The sequence below is a fragment of the Halolamina pelagica genome (assembly GCF_001307315.1).
Lineage (GTDB): Archaea > Halobacteriota > Halobacteria > Halobacteriales > Haloferacaceae > Halolamina > Halolamina pelagica_B.
In genome coordinates, this window is record NZ_LGUC01000001.1 from 1,908,130 (window position 1) to 1,925,523 (window position 17,394).

A 17,394-nucleotide genomic window follows, 5' to 3' on the forward strand; every position below is an offset into this window, starting at 1 on the left:
AGCCCCGAGAGCGCCTCCGTCAGGCGCTCGGTCGGGGGTCGCCGTCGCAGTCGACGCGAACTGACTCGGTCACGTAGCTCGCGTCGGCGTCGACGACGCCGTCGATCCCGCGGGCGACGGCTTCGAGATACGCCTCGCAGGTCGCGGAGTGCATCCCCTCGACCGCGAAGAAGGCCGACGTGGTCCCCGCTTCGGCGACCGCCTCGGCGGCCGCTTCGGGGGCGTCGTCGGCCGGAAGCGTCCCGGCGACCGACCGACAGCCGTCAGAACAGAACTGGCTCTCGCGGTGCTCGGGGATCGGGCTGTCACAGAGCTCGCAAGCGGGCGAACCGGACACGGTCGCACGTGGGTTCCCGTGGCGTAAGCCCTGTCGGTTCCCGGTCGAAAACGGCGGGGGTCAGTCGCTGCGGTAGCGCTGCTCGATCACCGGGCCGGGGTCCTCGTACGCCTCGCGGTGGCGCAGACACCGGCTGGTTCGGCCCGCGCCCACGTCGTTGGCGTCGGGATGCTCCTCCGAGCAGACGCTGCCGAACGCGTCGTCGAGGCGCTCGGCGGCGCCGGCCTCGTCGCCGGCACGGGCCAGTTCGGCGGCCTCGTACACGACGGCCGCGGCGTCGTCGGCCATATCGATCGTGATCCCGCCGTCGCCGTCGCGCTCGGCGTCGAACAGCTCGAGCAGCAGTTCGTCGACGGTGGAGACGTCCTGGATCCCCAGTCGCTCCTTCACCACGTCGACGATGCCTTTCTCGGCGTTCGACCGGGCGCGGAACACCGACTGAAGCTGGTCGAGCGCCTCCCAGTGCTCGCCGGTGACGCTGTACTCGTCGGGGCAAATCTTCGCCGGACAGCGCGAGGAGAACCGGCAGCCGCTGGGCGGATCACGCGGGCTCGGCGGCGTCCCACGGAGCGTGATGCGCTCGCCCGTCTCGACCATCGAGCCGGGGATCGCCGACAGCAGCGACTCGGTGTAGGGGTGCGCCGGATCGGTGAACACCTGCTCGGTCGGGCCCAGCTCCATCACCTCGCCCAGATACATCACCGCCACGCGGTCGGCGATGTGCCGGACGACGCTCAGGTCGTGGGCGATGAACAGGAACGTGAGCCCGAGCTCGGCCTGCAGATCCTCCAGCAGGTTGATGATCCGGGCCTGGACGCTCACGTCCAGCGCCGACACCGGCTCGTCGAGCACGAGGAAGCGCGGTTCGAGCGCGAGCGCGCGAGCGATTCCCACGCGCTGGCTCTGGCCGCCCGAGAACTGGTGGGGGTAGCGGTAGAAGTGCTCCTCCCGCAGCCCGACCTGTTCGAGCAGGCTCCGCACGCGGTCCTCGCGCATCTCGGCGGCGTGTTTCTGCAGCGTCACGTCGACCCGTCCGCCGTCGGCGTCGACGGTCAGATCGTCGGTCGAAAGCGGCGCGCCCTCGCGGACGGTGACGCTGCCGTCGGCGTCGACGGTCAGGTCGGGGCGCTCGTCGCCCTCGGCGCGGTGGACGCGCTTGCCGGCCACCTCGCGGTCGCCGGCGACCGCCACCGCGAGGTTCGGCCAGTCGTGGGCGTCCAGCGGCTCGCGGATGATCTCGCCGACGGTCATCCGGTCGTTCAGGCTGGCGTCGGGATCCTGGAACACCATCTGGGCGTGACTCTGCCACCGGCGGAGCTCACGGCCCGAGATGCTGGTCACGTCGGTATCGTCGGCGAGCACTTCGCCCTCGGTCGCCGTCTCCAGGTTCAGGATCGTCCGCCCCAGCGTCGTCTTCCCGCAGCCGGACTCGCCGACGAGCCCGAGCGTCTCGCCCTCGCGGATGTCGAAGCTGACGCCGTCGACGGCCTTCACGGGGTCGCCGCCGAACAGGCCGCCGTCGTCGTAGTACTTCTTCAGGTCGCGCACTTCGAGGAACGGCTCTGCCTCGCTCATACGGTCTCACCCCCGTCGGCCACGACGCCGTCCTCGGGCGGCGACTCCTCGAACTCGTCGTCGTAGAGGAGACAGGCCGTCTCGTGGTCCGCGTCGGGGTCGCCCACGGCGATCCGCTCGGGATGGACCTCCCGACAGGCGTCGAACGCGTGGGGACAGCGCGGCGCGAACCGACACTCGGTCGGCTCGCTCGTCGAAGTCGGCACTTCCCCCTCGATGGTCGGGAGCCGATCCCCGCCAGCAGTCCGACCGGGAATGCTCGCGAGCAGTCCCTTCGTGTAGGGGTGTTTCGGGGCGTCGAACAGCTCGTCGACCGGCGCGCTCTCGACGAACTCGCCGGCGTACATCACGTTCACGCGATCGGTCGTCTCCTCGATCACGCCCATGTCGTGGGTGATGAACAGCACGCCGAGATCCTCCTCGCGCTGGAGCTCGTCCAGCAGTTCGAGGATCTGGGCCTGGATCGTCACGTCCAGCGCCGTCGTCGGCTCGTCACAGACCAACAGGTCGGGGTCACACGCCAGCGCGATCGCGATGACCGCACGCTGGCGCATCCCCCCGGAGAACTGGTGGGGGTACTCCGAGACGCGCCGGGCGGCGTCGGGGATTCCCACGTCCTCCAGCAGTTCGATCGCGGCGTCGGTCGCCTCCTGCCCGCGGAGCCCCTGGTGGATGCGCAGCGCCTCCTTGATCTGGTTGCCGACGGTGTAGACGGGGTTGAGCGAGTTCATCGGGTCCTGGAACACGATCGCGATGTCGCCGCGGTGTTCGTCCCAGTTGCCGCCGACGAGCTCGTCGCCGCAGAACTCGATCGACCCCTCCTCGATCACGCCGGGCTCCTCGACGAGCCCGAGCACGGAGCGGGCGGTGACGGACTTGCCCGAGCCGGACTCGCCGACCAGACCGACCGTTTCGCCGCGCTGTACGTCGAAGCTCACGCCGTCGACGGCGCGGATCGTCTCCTTCTCGGTGTGGAACACGGTCCGGAGGTTCTCGACCTCGAGCAGGGCGTCGCTCATGCGCCACCCCCTGCGCCAGCGGTCTCGCCGCCGGCGCTGTCGGACTGCGGGTCGATCGCGTCGCGGATCCCGTCACCGAGCGCGTTGAACCCGGTCACGACCAGCGTGATCAGGATGCCGGGGATCAGGGAGATGTGCCACGAGCCGGTTCTGACGTAGTTCTGGCCGAGGTTGACCGCCCGCCCCCACTCGGGGGTCGGCGGCGCCACGCCCAGCCCGAGGAACGAGAGCCCCGCGATGGAGATGATCGCCCCGCCGAGGGTCATCGAGCCGTAGATGAGCAGATAGCCGGTGACGTAGGGAAGCATGTGTTTGCGCATGATCGTCGTCGGTCGCTGGCCGAAGCTTCGGGCGGCGTCGATCCACTCGCGCTCGGAGATCTGGAGTGCCGGCCCACGGATCGACCGCCACATGTACGTCCAGCCGGTGAACGCGAAGATCAGTGCGAGCAGGAAGCCGCCGCTGTACACCTCGTTGATCCACGACTCCCTGAGTACCGTCGTCAGCATGATCAGGAGTAGCAGCTGGGGCATCGCCATCACGGCGTCGGAGATCAACACCATGCTGAGGTCGACGCGGCCCTTGTAGTACGCCGACGTCAGCGCGAGCGTGGCGGCGATAGAGGCGCTCAGCGCCACGGAGAGCACGCCGATCACCAGGGAGATCCGTGACCCGACCACGAGGAAGGTGAACAGATCACTCCCGTCCTGCATCGTGCCGAAGGGGTGGAACCGCCCGTAGTCGTCGTACGTCCACGGGCCGATGTTCCGGTCGTTGCCCTGCGAGAGCGAGCCGAGGTTCGCGTCGCCGACGAGGATCGTCTCGACGGAGCCGGAGTCGCTGTCCCAGTACTTGGTCTCGTAGCCGTAGGAGTTGCGCATGTTCTGGTCGACGGTGGTCGGCCCGAGCGCGGGCGCGAACACCGCCATCGTGACGAACATGAACACGATCACGAGCCCGAAGATCCCCCACTTGTGACTGCGGAAGCGGTCGAGTACGTCGTCGCGGGGGTCCAGTCCGCGGCACGGTACTCACTGCGGTAGATCCGGTAGCCCCAGACCCCCAGCCGAAGGCCGCAAACGCGTAGGCGTACACCAGCGTCGCACGCAGCGCCCACGCCATGGCGGGCGAGAGGCCGAGGAACGTCCCCTCGTACCCGCTGCCGTTGTAGTACCCGCCGTTGGGGATCGTCTCCCGGGAGAGCAGCGTGGGGATCTGCTGAACCGCGTTCTCGACGGCGGTCAGGACGCCGGCGCCGTCGACGCCCGGGATCGCGAGGAGGCCATCGATGGTCAGGCCGACGACGAAGTTGGCCAGCGCCCCGAACTCGAGGGCGAGCAGGAACAGGCCCACGAGCGCCCACAGCGCCGTGCGACCGTCGGTCAACGCGTCCGTGATGCGGGAGCTGGATACCGACATCTCACTCGCCCTCCAGCCCGACGCGCGGGTCGATCAGCGTGTACAGCACGTCCTGTATCAGATTGATTCCGACGATCATGAGGATGAATACGTACATCAGCGTCCCGACCAGCGGGAGATCGCCCTGGATAGCCGCCTGGAAGAACAGGTAGCCGATCCCGTTGATCCCGAAGACGGACTCCACGAGCACGCTCCCGCCGATGAGCAGGAACGCCTCGCTGGTGATGATCGGGACCAGCGGCACCAGCGCGTTCCGGAGGATGTGTTTGTAGACGAGCGCGCGATCGGAGACGCCTTTCACTTTCGCGAGTTCGACGTAGTCCTGGTTTTTCACTTCCAGCACGGCCGTCCGACCGATACGCATCTCGTTCCCCATCGACGCCGACCCGAGCACGATGGCGGCGGGGGCCACCTTCTTGATCGCCTCGAGCGTCGCGTCGATGTTCGTAAAGAAGGCGAGCGGGTCGCCCGCCATGTAACTGAGGTCGGGGTTGCCGGAGATGCCGGAAGTCAGGTTCGGGCCGAGCGTCTCCCAACTGAACCCGAAGATCGCCTGCGAGCTCCCCAGGACGGCGAGCAGCATGATCCCGAGCCAGAAGTTCGGCATCGCCCGCCAGACGATCCCGCCCATCGACGCGACGTAGTCCGAGACGGTGTTCGATCGCATCCCCGCGTAGAACCCCAGCGGGACGCCGACGAAGATCGCGATCAACACCGACCAGAACCCGAGCCAGAGCGTCCGGGGCAGGAAGTCCATGATCAGCGCGTTCACGTTCGACCCCTGGTACAGCAGCCACGTTCGGCCGAGGTCGAAGGTGATGAGGTTGCTCAGCCAGTCGAAGTAGTGTTGGAGTGGCGGCTGGTTCAGTCCCAACTGGGTCTGTGCCGCCTCGTAGGCGGCGGGGTCGCGGGTCTGGCCCTCGCTCAACAGCCGCGTCGCGGGATCGATGGGGCCCATGAAGATGATGTACCACGTCATCGAGGTCCCCAGCCAGACGACCGGGATCGCCATGAGCAGGCGCTTCCCGAGATACCGGGCTCTGCTCACGTCTGGCCTCCGTCGGTCGGCTGTTCAGTGTGTCCGTTCCGGAGGTCGAGACGGCGTGTTTCGTGCATTCGTGTACGTTCGAAAAAGCGTAGGAAGGTGATGTTGAAAAGCCGGCGGATTACCGCTCTAGCGACTGAGCGTCAGCTCAGTGAACGTCTGGTTCTCCATCACACCGTACATCTCGACGTCGACGTCAGTGTGCCAGAAGCGCTGACTCGCCGGGTTGACGATCGGCAGCTCCTGCATCGAGAGCCAGTTGCCCTCCTCGATGGTCTGGAACGCCTCGGCCTCGCTCTCCGGGGTGGAGTCCTCGGGCTGGTAGTTCTCCTGCCACGCGTCGATAGTGCTCTGGCGCAGGTCCTCGTCGTAGTCGCTTCCCTCCGCGCCCCAGCGGGTGAACTGCGTCTCCGGGCTGCCGCCCCAGAGGAAGCGCAGGAAGTTCTCCGGACCGGGGTACTCCATCCCGTCGCCCAGCGCGAACACTTCCATGCTGCCGCTGATGGCCTGACTGATGATGGTCCCGAACTGCGCCTCGGTGATGTCCATCTCGATGTGGGCCTGGCGGAGCTTGGACTGCAGGCGGGTCAGCACCTCCCGGTACGCGCTGTTGCCGGAGATCGTCGTCGCCGTGATCTCGAAGGTGTTGTCCGAGCCGTAGCCGGCGTCTTCCATCACCTGCTTTGCGGACGCGATGTCGGTCTCGGCGTAGCCGTACGGGTAGCCGTCGGCGGCGCCTTCGAGGTTGGACTGGTACCCCTCCTCGGCGTGGCGGGTGTACGTCTCGCTCGGGGAGACGCCCTCCTCGAACGACGGGTACGCCGCCGGCGGCACGATGTGGTAGGCCGGCGTGGCGGTTCCCTTGTACACGTTCTCCGCGACGGAGTGCTGGTCCAGCGCGTAAGCGAACGCCTTGCGGACCGGGATCGGCACCTTCATCGTGTTGAACACCAGGTACTCCGTGGTCAGCGCCGGAATCTGGCCGTAGTTGACCTCGGTGCCGCCGAGGTCGTACGTCCCGACCTGCTTGGCGCCGTCCTGTTCCTCGATGTTCACACTGCTCGGGGTGAACGACGCCGTCGGCATCCCCTCGAGGATGTCGGCGTTGCCGTTCTCGAACCGGTTGAGCCGGGTGTTGCCGTCGGGGACGACCGTGAACACGATCTCGTCGATCTCGGGCTGGGTACCGTAGTAGTCCTCGAACGCCGACAGCGTGATGGAATCACCCTTGCTCCAGGAGTCGACCTGGAACGCGCCGGCGCCGGCGAAGGTGGGACCGTCGCCCTGCGTGCTGAAGAACTCGTTGTAGGAGTACTCGCCGTCGTACCCCTCGATGTCGCCGACCGAGTTCTCGGGCAGGATGGCGAACGTGCCGCCCGCGATCTGGAACAGCGTCCACGAGAACGCGCTCTCGAGGGTCATCTCGACCGTGTAGTCGCCCGTGGCCTCGATCTGGAGCGACTCCGGGACGATGTCGTCGAGCGTCTTCTCGTCTGCAGGTTCCGCGATGGTCGCGTCCTTCTCGTGGGCGATCGTCATCGTCTCGCCGATGATGTCGTCCTTGTTCCGGGAGTTGTCGGACTCCGCGAGCCGCCGGAAGGAGTAGACGACGTCCTGTGCGGTCACGTCGTCGCCGTTGTGGAACGTCGCGTCCTCACGCAGCGTGAACGTGTACGTCAGGCCGTCCTCGGACAGCTCGTAGTCCTTCGCGAGCGCCGGCTCCGGGGGTACTCCCCGTCCGGGAACTGGAACAGCTGCTGGTTGTACTGGTTGTAGCCGGCACCGGACCCCTTCGCGTTGATCGGGTCGAGCGTCTGGATCGAGCCAGTCGCCATCATCTGGAGGGTGCCGCCGGCCATCGGCGTCGACTCCTCCGTCTCCGTGTCGTCGGACCCGCCCTCCGGCTCGTCGGTAGGCGATTCCGTATCTGTCTGATCCGGTGCGTTGCCACCACAGCCGGCGAGCGCTGCCGCAACGCCGGTACCTGCCGCCGCCAAGAACGACCGCCGAGTTGTCTCCTCGGGCATCACCACAATAGGTTCAGCGCCGACAAAAATAGTTTGCCCTATAGGACCGCTATCGCGACACATTCCGAGTGAAACAGAGGTTTTGCCAACGGTCTATAGGGATATATAACGCCCCACCGAACGAACCAAGCTCCACAGGTTTATGAACGGTGTCGGCTCAATCCCGGTATGGCTGACGGACCCGTCGACCACAGTGGTACCACGCCGGGGAACGTGATGGCACGGCTGGAGCGGCCCCGAAGCGAGGAGCGGACCCGCATCGCCGTCGTCGCGGACCCCCACATCTCGACCCGCGAGGAGGGCACCTCGAAGCTGTTCGAACACACCCAGACCCACCTCCGGAGTGCGGTGGCGGACATCAACGACCGCGAGGTCGACTACACGCTCTGTGTCGGCGACATCACCAAGGACGGCGAGCGCTGGAACTACGACGCCGCCGACGAGATCCTCGCCGACCTCGACACGCCGTTCCGGGCGGTTCCGGGCAACCACGACGTGTTCAAGGAGGGGTACGATCACGAGAACCTGCCACTCGCGGAGTTCGAGGAGCGCTACACCCCCGACGGCCTCCCGTTCCACGAGCGCGTCGGCGGCGTCGACGTGGTCGGCCTCAACAGCTCGGGCGGCGACGACTGGCTCACCGACTCCCACGACGGCCTCGTCACCGAGGACCAGCGCGAGTGGCTCGACGAGACGCTCCCCCAACTCGAGAACCCCCTGATCGCGGTCCACCACAACCTCCCGACGATGTCCGAGCAGTTGGTCCAGCACCGCGACAACAACGAGCCGGAGATGGCGATCCCGCCGACGATGCGCGAGCCCGACGCCTTCCTCGACCTCCTCGCCGAGCACGACGCGCCGCTGCTGGTGACGGGCCACCTCCACCTCCCGTCAGCGACGAAGGAACGCGGCGTCCGCGAGATCATGTCGCCGACGACGTGTTCGTTCCCGCAGTCCTACCTCGTGTTCGACGTGGGCCCGGACGGCACCGAGATCCGGCTGATCCCCGTCGCCGATCACGGCGGGATGATGCTCGGTCACTACGAGCGCCACACCGACTCCGTCACCGGGAAAGGGCTGACCGACATGGCCGCGATCCGACTCGCGCAGTTCCCGCTCGTCGACGAGAGCTGATCAGCTCCGCGCCGACGGTGTTTTCAGCCGCGGGACGGGCCAGAGAACCATGGTCTCCACACGACTCCTCGCGCTCGCCTGTTTCTTCGGCTTCTTCCGGCTTCGCCGGCGCGACTAGCCGTCCCGTTCGAGGACCCACGCGACGCCGAGCGTGTCGACGATCACCTCGGGCTCCCGGACGTGCGCCAGGTTGCGCGGTCGGTCCTCGTCCACGCCGTCGGCCGGTTCCGCCTCGGGGTCGGGGAGTCCCGGCTCCGGCGTCGTGTCCGGGCCCTCCGCGTCGAGGACGAGCGTCTCGGTGTCGAACAGCCGGTCGGCGAAATCCCGCTCGATCGTCACGCCCTCGACGGCCTGGCGACGGAGTCGCGCCTGGCCGGCGCCGAGCAGCGTGCTGTGGACCACGAGCAGCCCGTCGTAACACCGGTACTCGACGGCGCCGTAGGTCAGATAGCGGGCCACCGCCCGTGCCACCGCGAACGGGAGCAGGACCACCGCCCCGACCGCGACTCCAGCGCCGAGGCCGCCGACCAGTCCCGCGACGACGGTGAGCAGGATGCCGAACCACGTCGGGCCGCTCGTGACGAGGTAGGCGAGTCCGCGGCCCGCGGCGTCGACGACCGCCGCGGCTCGGGCGGGTCGCACGCGGCGAACCGGTTCGGTGTCGGGCTCGTCGATGGGCTCGGGATCGATCTCGATCTCTTGGCCCCGAACATCCTGGCGAGCACGCCGTACCGGTCGTCGTCCGCCTCGATCCGGAGCCCACGAACGTCGAGCGCTGCCTTCCCGACCGCGAGCACCGCGAGCGTTTCGGCCGCGCGGACCGTGTCGCCGAGGCCGGCGGCCTCGAGCGTCAGCGCCGCGACGAGCAGCACCGCCAGCCCGAATGCGGCGACGACCGGTTCGAAGAACGCCGAGCGCGCCGAGTGCTCCCGGTAGCCGCCGTGGAGAAAGTACTCGACGACGGTCTCCGCGGCGCGAAACAGGAACACGACGACGAACCCCAGCCCGATCGCGGTCGCCTCGCCGTCGGCCAACCCTTCCGACGCGACGGCGCCGACCACCGCGAGCGCGATCACCACCCCAATCGTGCCGAACACGACCCCGCCGAGCAGCGGCATCGCGTTCCGCGGGTACACCGGCGGCAGCGGGCCTGGGAGCGATATCGACCCCCGGAGTCGATGCAGGAGTCCGGCGACCCGCGAGCGGTCGACGGCGCCGCCGCGAGGTCGCATTGCGGCGAACGGCATCTTCACCAGCGACCAGCAGACCAGCGCGGTGAACTCGGCGGCCAACACGCCGAACAGCACGGTCGCCGACCAACCGAGCAGAAACACCCCCGCCGGCGCCACGAGGTTCGACGCGATCACGGCGGCGACCGCGTCGCGGTCCGGCGTGTCCGCCGCCATCAGTACGGTTCGTGGCTGTCGAACCGGCGGACCGCCTCACGGTAGGCGACCCAGCCAGCCAGCGCGCCGCCGGCGACCAAGAGCCCCCGAGCCCGGCCTGGATCGCGGTCGGCGGCAGCGACCTGATACCCGCGCCGACGGCCTCGAACGACGAGACCACTCCGGCCAGCGTGCCCGACTCGCCGACCCAGAGCCCGAGTACGGCGGCAGGCACCGAGCCGACACCCGAGGCCACGAGCCGGACGAGCTCCGGCGCGACCACGACGCCGACCAGCGCCGCGCCGGGGACGAACACGCTCGCGGCGTGGAGCATCCCGGCGAGCAGCCTGGGCGGCCGCACGTCGTCGCTGTTACCGATCCGGATCGCGCTGTAGCGGGGGAGCCACATCCCGACCGCCGGCGCGATCGTGGCGCCGACACCGGCCAGCAGACAGCCCACCAACGCCAGCGTAATCGCCGAGACTAGCCCGTAGCCGCCAGCGATCGACGCCCCGAACGTGAGCGCGGCGACGGGCGGGAGCGCCAGCAGCACCGGCGCGATCAGGCCGCGGACGTACGCCTGCCCGGAGACGGCAGTGAGCGTCACGGGCAGCACGGGCCCTTCGTCGCCGAGCGGGTTGAGGGCGAACGCCGCGCCGCCGATCCAGCCCGCGAGCAGCGCGACCCCGGGCCCGGCCACGGAAAGGGACGCGCTTCCCTGGATGTACAGGTTCAACAGCCCCGAGGCGCCGCCGAACACCGGCACCATGAGGAAGTTCAGCCGCTGGGGCTCGCGCCTCGCTCGCAACAGCGTCCACCGAGCGACCTGCTGGGTCGGCCCGGACAGGAACGGCACCCGGAGCGGGCTGATCGCGTCTTCGAGCGCCCCGACCGGCGAGCGCTCGCCCATTTCGGTCGGCGGCCCCTCGTCGCCGGCCGGATCGACCTCGTCGCCGAACCAGAGCGAGGCCGCGATCCGGATCGCGAGCCAGCCGCCGATCACGGAAACCGCCGTGACCGCGGCGATCCCAGCCGCGGCGTGGCCGAGCGACCACCCGATCGGCGTCCCGAGCGCGAGCAGCTCGACGCTCCACCCCAGCGGGACGACGGCGAGCAGCGCGGGGTCGAGCGAGTAGGGGATCATCGGGAGCTGGAACAGCATGTAGCCGCCGAAGAACCCGAGGGCGAGGACGCTGCTGAACGCAGTCCGGTGCCGGGCGACGAACGGAACACGGGCGGTCAGCCACGCGGCCGTGTAGCCCGCAGCCCGGCTGGCGACGACGGCGCTCGCGAGCAACACCGAGCCGACGAGCGGCACCGTGAGCAACGGCGCCGGCGACGCGAACGCGTACGCACCCGTGAGCGTGACGAGCACGGCGGGCGGGAGCGTGTACGTCACCACCCGAAGCCACTCCGCCAACGCACCGCCGACGACGGCGGTCCGTGGCGAGACTGTCGTCAGGACCAACGGCGCGGCGACCGGCTCGCTGTGGACCCCGGCCGCTCGCTGCGAGAGCAGGAACACGCCGAACAGCCAGAACAGCACGGCGGCGCCGCGGAGTGCCGGCGGGACCGCGATGTCGGTCGGAACGGACCCCCGGAGCTCTGGCGCGAACAGCGCCACGATCCCGCCGAGGGCGACTGTCGGCAGGAGGACGCTGACGGCCAGCAGCACGAACCGCCCCGTGTCCGCACGGATCGCTCGAACCGAGCGTCGGTACTCGAACAGGCCGACCCGGAGCGAGTGCCGAAGCCAGTTCGCTTCAGCCATCGCTGCGCTCCCCGCCGGTCGCTTCGGCCCCGGCGGCCGCGGCGTCGTCGGTCGTGAGTTCGAGGAACGCGTCCTCCAGCGAGCGCGCCTCCCCGGTCTCCGCGCGGTGTTTCAGGTCGTCCGGCGACCCCTCCGCGACGAGGTCGCCGTCGTAGAGGATGCCCACGTCGTCGGCGACCTCCTCCACGACCGGGAGGATGTGCGTCGAGAGGAACACGGTCGTGCCGCCCTCGGCGAGGTCGACGACGAGCTCCCGAAGCGTCCGCGCCGCACGCGGGTCGAGGCCGGACGTGGGCTCGTCGAGGAACACCACGTCGGGCTCGTGGAGGATCGCCTGCACGTAGGCCACCTTCTGGCGCATCCCCTTCGAGTAGTCGGCGATACGTGTCGCCGCGTCCTCGGGCGGGAGATCGAGGCGGTCGAGCAGGCGCTCCGCACGCTCGCGAGCCGGCTCGGGGGCAGGTCGCGCAGGCCGGCCGCGTAGTCGAGCTGCTCGTAGGCGGTCGCGTGATCGTACAGCGGCGGCTCCTCCGGCAGGTAGCCGATGCGGGGGCGGAGCGCGTCGCGGTCGGTCACGTCGGCGCCGGCCACGGCCGCACGACCGCGCGTGGGGCGCACGAGGCCAGTCAGCATTCGCATCGTCGTCGTCTTGCCGGCGCCGTTGGGGCCGAGAAAGCCGAACACGGTTCCGCGCTCGACGGCGAGGTCGAGGCCGGCGACGGCGACGGTGTCTCCGTACTGCTTGGTCAGATCAGTGGTTTCGATGGCGGGCATGGTGGGATGTCGCGGGGAACGACGGCGTAGGCGTTCCTGACGGCGCCGCTACCAAATGCGTATCGACCTACAGGAACCCCGTCAGCAGCCAGCCTACAGGAACCCCGTCAGCAGCCAGCCTACAGGAACCCCGTCAGCAGCCAGCCTACAGGAACCCAGTCCCGCGGTCAGACGACTTTCGCGCCCGCCCGGAGCACCGCATCCGTCCAGACGCCGACGACGATGGCGAGCTCCACGACCGGCGGGAGCCCCTCGGGGAAGAACACGTAGACGGTCATCGCCAGCGCGAGGAAGATCGCCAGCGGCGGCACGTCGTCGAGCCGGGTCGAGCGCGTTCCGCGGTAGTAGAACGCCGCGCCGGCGACGAGGCCGAGACCGATCCCCAGCGCGATCTCGCCGGCGTCGAACGCCGGCAGCGACCCGCCCCAGAGTTCGAGGTAGATCAGCGCGGTCGCGACCACCGCGATCAAAAGCGAGATCGACACGGACTCGGACACGTCGCTCTCCGCGTTCCCCGTCTCCATACCGGCCCCTGTTCCTGCCCGCTCAAAAGCGTGCCCACTCCCCGTCGGTACCGCGATCGCCGGCGCCGGCCACGGCGGAGGGGAAGGGTTATGCCCAGTGTCGTGCACTATGTTGACATGGACGACATCGACGATCTATTCGTTGCGAGCCTGATGACCAACGACGTGAAAACTGTCACCCCGGAGACGCTGGTCGAGACGGCCGCCGACCTGATGCTCGACCACGAGATCGGGTCGGTCGTCGTCGTCGACGACGACGGGGCTCTCCGCGGGATCCTCACCCGGACGGACTTCGTCGCCATCGTCTCGGGGCAGAAGCCGAAGGACCAGACGCCCGTCTCGGAGTACATGACGACGGACGTACAGACGGCAAAGGGCGGCGACTCGATCCGCGAGGTGGCCGATCGGATGATCGACGCCGGCATCCACCACATGCCCGTCGTCGACGACGGCGAAGCCATCGGGATGATCACCACTTCCGACCTCACGGCGTACCTCTCGACAGTCCAGACGCCGAGCCCGTAGGCTACGGGCGAGCGGCAACCACGACGTGTTCGTCGCCGGTGTCTCGAACCGTCACCGAGCCGTAGCCACGGAGGTGCGGTCGGAAGTCCAGGTCGCGGTGGTGAACAGCCAGTAGCACGCCGCCGGCCCGCAGCACCCGGCGCGCCCCGTCGAGGAGCGACGCGAGCACGCCGTCGCCGGCGTGCGTCGGGGGGTTGCAGAGCACGCGGTCGAAGCGCTCGCCGCTGACGCCGTTGACGCCGTCGGCGGTGACCACGCGGCCGTCGATACCCGCCGCTCGGAGGCTGCAAGCGGCCGCACGGGTCGCGACCCGGCTGTCGTCAGTGAGCGTCACCGAACAGTCCGCGACTGTCCCAGCGTGGATACCCAGCGGGCCAGCGCCACAGCAGAGATCGAGCACGCGATCGCCGTCCTCGACGGTCGCGTTCGCTGCCAGCAGGCGCGTGCCGTCGTCGAGGCGGCCGGCCGCGAACATTCCCGGAACCGTGACCAGCGGGACGGCGGCACCGTCGACGCCGACCTCGAACCGCGTTGGGGTGACGTACCGCGGCGGCTCGAACGACGCCGGCCGTTGCGCGACCAGCACCGAGCAGCCGTCGGCCGTGGTCACGGTTCGGCAGTCGCCGGTCAGTTCGGTCAGACAGCGCTCGTAGCGTGAACGGCCGGCTCCGTCCGTCGCAGCGACGAACAGTCGGCCGTCGGGTCGGAGCGCCGTGAGCGAGTCGGCGATCCGTTGTTTCCCGACCTCGATGGGGGTGTGGCTCTCTGGCGCGTAGGAGGCAGTGTCGTACCCCCCGTCGATCCGCCGGAGGTCGGCGACGACAGTGGTCCGCGCGGCAGCCCCGTTCACGGCGGCGTTGCGCCGACAGAGCCGCGCCCGCCGGGCGCTGGCTTCGGTCATCCGGACCGACGCCGCCGAGGCCGCGAGCACGACGCCGACGACGCCGTAGTTCGACTGTACGGAGAGGTGGTCGCCAGGGGCAGTACCGTGAATCGCGCGTAGCAGGAGGAGTTCGGCCGCCCTGAACGCTTCCACGGAGGCGACGCCGTCAGCGGTGTGGAAGCGGTAAGTGTCGGGGCCCTCGGGAACGTGGGCGCCGAGTTCGAGTTGGTCGCCGGTCATCGGCGCCCCTCCGTCGAGTCGCGGGTCGCCTCACAGCGGGTCGTGTGGCTTGGATCGGTCGGTAGCCGGTGCGTTCGTGTCGTCGGGGGTGCGTGCATTCGGTGAACATCGGACTCGTCAGTTTCCGAGCGGGATCAGCCACGCCGGCGGACCGGGAGAAAGCAGGTGCTCACGGCGATGGCGTGGCACCGGGTACCGAAAGCGAGACGCCCGTCCGACCCGGCGTTCCGGGCCACGACGACAGGCGACCACAGTCGGCAAGCCGGCCGAGTCCCGGGTCGCCCCCGAGCTAGCTCGACCGAGAGCCGTAGTTCACGCAGTCGTCAGCTGTCGCTGACAGAACTTGACGTTATCGCCTTTGAGTTGGTCCCCGTGGCCACACGAATCAACAGTTCCGGCGACGCCGGGCTGGCTGTGAATAACGGGATCGAACTCGGTCCCGTGGGACGGTCGGCGACCGCCACCGGTGAGCCGTTCGGTGCCCGAGGCGACCGTGATCGGACGCCGTTACGAGAACCACACGCCTCAGGTCGAGCCGGCCGGCGGGTCCGACCCACGGCGCCGCGGCGAATCGCGCCGTGGGGCCGCCGATGAGGGAGCGTCGACAGCCCTACAGCGTTGGCCGGCAGCGAGACCCCCTACTGCCCCACGTCCGCGCCGAGCCGATCACACAGCCACGTCCACTGATCGACCTGCTCTTCGACGATCATCTCGGTTGACTTGCCGACGCCGTGGCCCGTATCGGTCTCGGTCCGGAGCACGATCGGTTCGTCGCCCGTCTGGTGTTCCTGCACCAGCGCAGTCATCTTCCGGGCGTGGCTCGGGTGGACTCGGGTGTCGCCCGCGGCGGTTTTGAACATCGTCGCCGGGTAGTCGCGTGCCTCGACGTTGTGGTACGGCGAGTACTCGCGGATATACTCGAACGCGTCTGGGTCCTCGGGCGAGCCGTACTCGACGGTCCAGGACTCACCCAGCAGGAAGCGGTGGAACCGCAGCATGTCGAGCAGCGGCACCGTACACAGCACCCCGGCCCAGAGATCCGGCCGCTGGGTGAGCGCCGCGCCGGTGAGCAGGCCGCCGTTCGAGCCGCCGTAGGCGCCGAGGTGGTCCGTATCGGTGTAGCCCGCCTCGATCAGCCCTTCGGCGACGGCGTAGAAGTCGTCGAACACGTTCTGCTTGTCCTCGCGCATTCCGGCCTCGTGCCAGGGCTCGCCGTACTCCGTCCCGCCGCGGAGGTTGGCGACGGCGAACACCCCGCCAGCGTCGAGGAACGGGCCGGCGAAGCGCCAGAAGCTCGGCGTCTGGGGGATCCGGAAGCCGCCGTAGCCGTACAGCACCGTCGGCGCCGCGCCCGCGGGGTCGAGCCCCTCGCGGTGGACGACGAACGCCGGCACCTCGGTCCCGTCCGCGGACTCGAAGAACTCCTGGCTGACGGTCACGTCGACGCCGAGTTCGACGTCGGCCTGTCCGACCGTCTCGGGCTCGGTGTCGTCGCCGTCCAGTCGATATCGCGTGACACGGTCGGGCGCCTCGAAGTCGTGGACGACGTAGAACAGCTCCTCGCCGTCGTCGGCGTCCGAATCGACGCCGTCGATGGTGCAGAACTCGGGGCTTGGGAGGCGCTCGACGGCCTCGCCGTCCTCCCAGACCGACAGCTCCGAGGAGGCGTCGCGGAGGTGGTTTGCGACGAGCGAGTCGCCCGCCACCGTCAGGTCCTGCAGAACCGTGTCCGTCTCGGGGATCGACTCCGCGAACTCGTCGGGGTCGAGGTCCTCGCCGGTCGCGAGCGTCTCGACATCGGCGGTGAGCACCCGCGAGAAGTCGGCCTCGTAGTTGGTGAGGAAATGCACCTCGCCGGTGTCGGAGGCGACGTGCGGGGCGAACGTCGCGTCGTAGTCGGTCAAAAGCGGCGTGAGCGGCTCGTCGGCCTCGGGATCGACCCGGTAGAGATCGGTGTGGGTCGTCCCCTCGTGGACCGCCGCGAGCAGCGTGTCGGTGTCGGCATCGTACGCCAGTTCGGGCCAGGCGTGCTCGCTGAAGGCGTCGGTGAGCAGTTCGTCTCCGTCCGGATGGTCGTCGTGATCGTGGCTGTACAGCGCCTTCTGGAGCTGTTCGCCGTCGCCGGGGCCGCCCGTGCGGATCGAGTAGAAGCCGTCGTCGGTCCACGCGAACCCGCCGGGGTTGACGCGGCCGGCGTCGGGCACCTCGTCGATCAGGCCGCCCGTCTCGGCGTCGACGACGCGCACGTCGTACTGCTCCTGGCCGCCCTCGTCGTAGCCGTACGCGACGCGCTCGCCGTCCGGACCGACGGTGAACCAGTTCATCGACGCCGCCTCGCCGTCGAACGCGTTGGGGTCGACCAGCGCCCGTGGCTCCTCGTCGAACGACTCCCGGACGTACAGCACGCCGTGGTCCTCCTCGGGCTCCTCGATCGTCTGGAAGTAGCGGCCGCCGGCGGCAGTCACCGCGCCGTAGTCGGTGACCCGGGCCACGCGTTCGAACTGCGGGCGCAGGGCGTCGCGGGTGTCGGTGTCGAGCACCGCGTCGGCGTACTCGTTCTGGGCGGCGACCCAGTTCTCGACCTCCTCGCTCTGCTCTTCCAGCCAGCGGTACGGGTCGACGATCTCCTCGCCGTGGAGCTCCTCGGTGACGGGCCGTTCCTCGGTGTCAGGGGGCTGTCGCGCATACGGGAACGGGCCGCGGCGAGGGCTTAAAAGACCGGCAAGCGGCAGGCCC

16 protein-coding genes and 1 pseudogene are annotated in these 17,394 nt (G+C 69.1%); 4 read left to right on the forward strand and 13 right to left on the reverse strand.

From position 1 onward, the window contains the following. Positions 1-19: 19 nt before the first annotated feature. The 7 genes from SY89_RS17705 to SY89_RS17710 all read right to left on the reverse strand — a co-directional run bounded on the left by SY89_RS17705 (position 20) and on the right by SY89_RS17710 (position 7,422). A complete protein-coding gene (locus SY89_RS17705) occupies positions 20-337 on the reverse strand; it encodes a cation transporter (RefSeq protein WP_204374441.1) in 318 nt (105 codons plus the stop codon). Between the two features lie 60 nt (positions 338-397). After that, positions 398-1,912, reverse strand: a complete 1,515-nt coding sequence (locus SY89_RS09940) for an ABC transporter ATP-binding protein (RefSeq protein ID WP_054584101.1) — start codon at positions 1,910-1,912, stop codon at positions 398-400. Further along, positions 1,909-2,931, reverse strand: coding sequence for an ABC transporter ATP-binding protein (locus SY89_RS09945; protein ID WP_054584102.1), 1,023 nt, complete (start codon positions 2,929-2,931; stop codon positions 1,909-1,911). The genes SY89_RS09940 and SY89_RS09945 overlap by 4 nt, the downstream gene beginning before the upstream one ends. After that, positions 2,928-3,878 carry an ABC transporter permease gene (locus SY89_RS09950; protein ID WP_239685588.1) on the reverse strand — a complete coding sequence of 317 codons (951 nt, stop codon included), beginning with the start codon at positions 3,876-3,878 and terminating at the stop codon, positions 2,928-2,930. The genes SY89_RS09945 and SY89_RS09950 overlap by 4 nt, the downstream gene beginning before the upstream one ends. A 473-nt stretch (positions 3,879-4,351) precedes the next feature. Continuing rightward, a complete protein-coding gene (locus tag SY89_RS09955; protein WP_054584103.1) occupies positions 4,352-5,398 on the reverse strand; it encodes an ABC transporter permease in 1,047 nt (348 codons plus the stop codon). A 126-nt stretch (positions 5,399-5,524) separates the two neighbouring features. Beyond that, on the reverse strand, positions 5,525-7,090 hold the full coding sequence (locus tag SY89_RS09960) for an ABC transporter substrate-binding protein (protein ID WP_321163915.1): 1,566 nt from the start codon (positions 7,088-7,090) through the stop codon (positions 5,525-5,527). After that, positions 7,072-7,422 carry a twin-arginine translocation signal domain-containing protein gene (locus SY89_RS17710; protein ID WP_204374443.1) on the reverse strand — a complete coding sequence of 117 codons (351 nt, stop codon included), beginning with the start codon at positions 7,420-7,422 and terminating at the stop codon, positions 7,072-7,074. Before SY89_RS17710 ends, SY89_RS09960 begins: the two co-directional genes overlap by 19 nt. Before the next feature lie 168 nt (positions 7,423-7,590). On the opposite strand from SY89_RS17710, the gene SY89_RS09965 reads away from it, so the two are divergent. Next, entirely contained in the window at positions 7,591-8,556 is a 966-nt protein-coding gene (locus SY89_RS09965; RefSeq protein WP_054584104.1) for a metallophosphoesterase family protein, read from the forward strand. Positions 8,557-8,670: 114 nt separating this feature from the next. On the opposite strand, the gene SY89_RS19615 is transcribed toward SY89_RS09965, so the two are convergent. Continuing rightward, the gene (locus tag SY89_RS19615) at positions 8,671-9,015 is read right to left on the reverse strand and encodes a hypothetical protein (RefSeq protein WP_189319149.1); all 345 of its coding nucleotides are present in this window, start codon (positions 9,013-9,015) and stop codon (positions 8,671-8,673) included. Continuing rightward, positions 9,000-9,962 carry a DUF6498-containing protein gene (locus SY89_RS19620; RefSeq protein ID WP_054584106.1) on the reverse strand — a complete coding sequence of 321 codons (963 nt, stop codon included), beginning with the start codon at positions 9,960-9,962 and terminating at the stop codon, positions 9,000-9,002. Before SY89_RS19620 ends, SY89_RS19615 begins: the two co-directional genes overlap by 16 nt. Before the next feature lie 11 nt (positions 9,963-9,973). Here SY89_RS19620 and SY89_RS19625 point away from each other — a divergent pair, with 11 nt between their 5' ends. Both SY89_RS19625 and SY89_RS19630 read left to right on the forward strand, forming a co-directional pair. Continuing rightward, positions 9,974-10,336 (forward strand): RAD23 family protein, encoded by a 363-nt coding sequence (locus SY89_RS19625; protein WP_394325734.1) that lies wholly within the window; start codon positions 9,974-9,976, stop codon positions 10,334-10,336. A gap of 123 nt (positions 10,337-10,459) precedes the next feature. Continuing rightward, positions 10,460-11,077 carry a hypothetical protein gene (locus SY89_RS19630; protein WP_394325735.1) on the forward strand — a complete coding sequence of 206 codons (618 nt, stop codon included), beginning with the start codon at positions 10,460-10,462 and terminating at the stop codon, positions 11,075-11,077. 627 nt (positions 11,078-11,704) lie between these two features. Here SY89_RS19630 and SY89_RS15995 read toward each other — a convergent pair. Together SY89_RS15995 and SY89_RS09995 are read right to left on the reverse strand one after the other, a co-directional pair. Then, positions 11,705-12,486: pseudogene (locus tag SY89_RS15995) on the reverse strand (ABC transporter ATP-binding protein). Positions 12,487-12,653: 167 nt separating this feature from the next. Next, the gene (locus SY89_RS09995; protein ID WP_054584109.1) at positions 12,654-13,010 is read right to left on the reverse strand and encodes a hypothetical protein; all 357 of its coding nucleotides are present in this window, start codon (positions 13,008-13,010) and stop codon (positions 12,654-12,656) included. A 126-nt stretch (positions 13,011-13,136) separates the two neighbouring features. Between SY89_RS09995 and SY89_RS10000 the strand changes: the two genes are divergently transcribed. Continuing rightward, positions 13,137-13,535 (forward strand): CBS domain-containing protein, encoded by a 399-nt coding sequence (locus SY89_RS10000; RefSeq protein WP_054584702.1) that lies wholly within the window; start codon positions 13,137-13,139, stop codon positions 13,533-13,535. Position 13,536: 1 nt separating this feature from the next. Here the strand turns inward: SY89_RS10000 and SY89_RS10005 are convergent, their stop codons facing one another. Beyond that, positions 13,537-14,658, reverse strand: a complete 1,122-nt coding sequence (locus SY89_RS10005) for a methyltransferase (protein WP_054584110.1) — start codon at positions 14,656-14,658, stop codon at positions 13,537-13,539. Positions 14,659-15,296: 638 nt separating this feature from the next. Beyond that, positions 15,297-17,390, reverse strand: coding sequence for a prolyl oligopeptidase family serine peptidase (locus tag SY89_RS10010; RefSeq protein WP_054584703.1), 2,094 nt, complete (start codon positions 17,388-17,390; stop codon positions 15,297-15,299). Positions 17,391-17,394 lie beyond the last annotated feature (4 nt).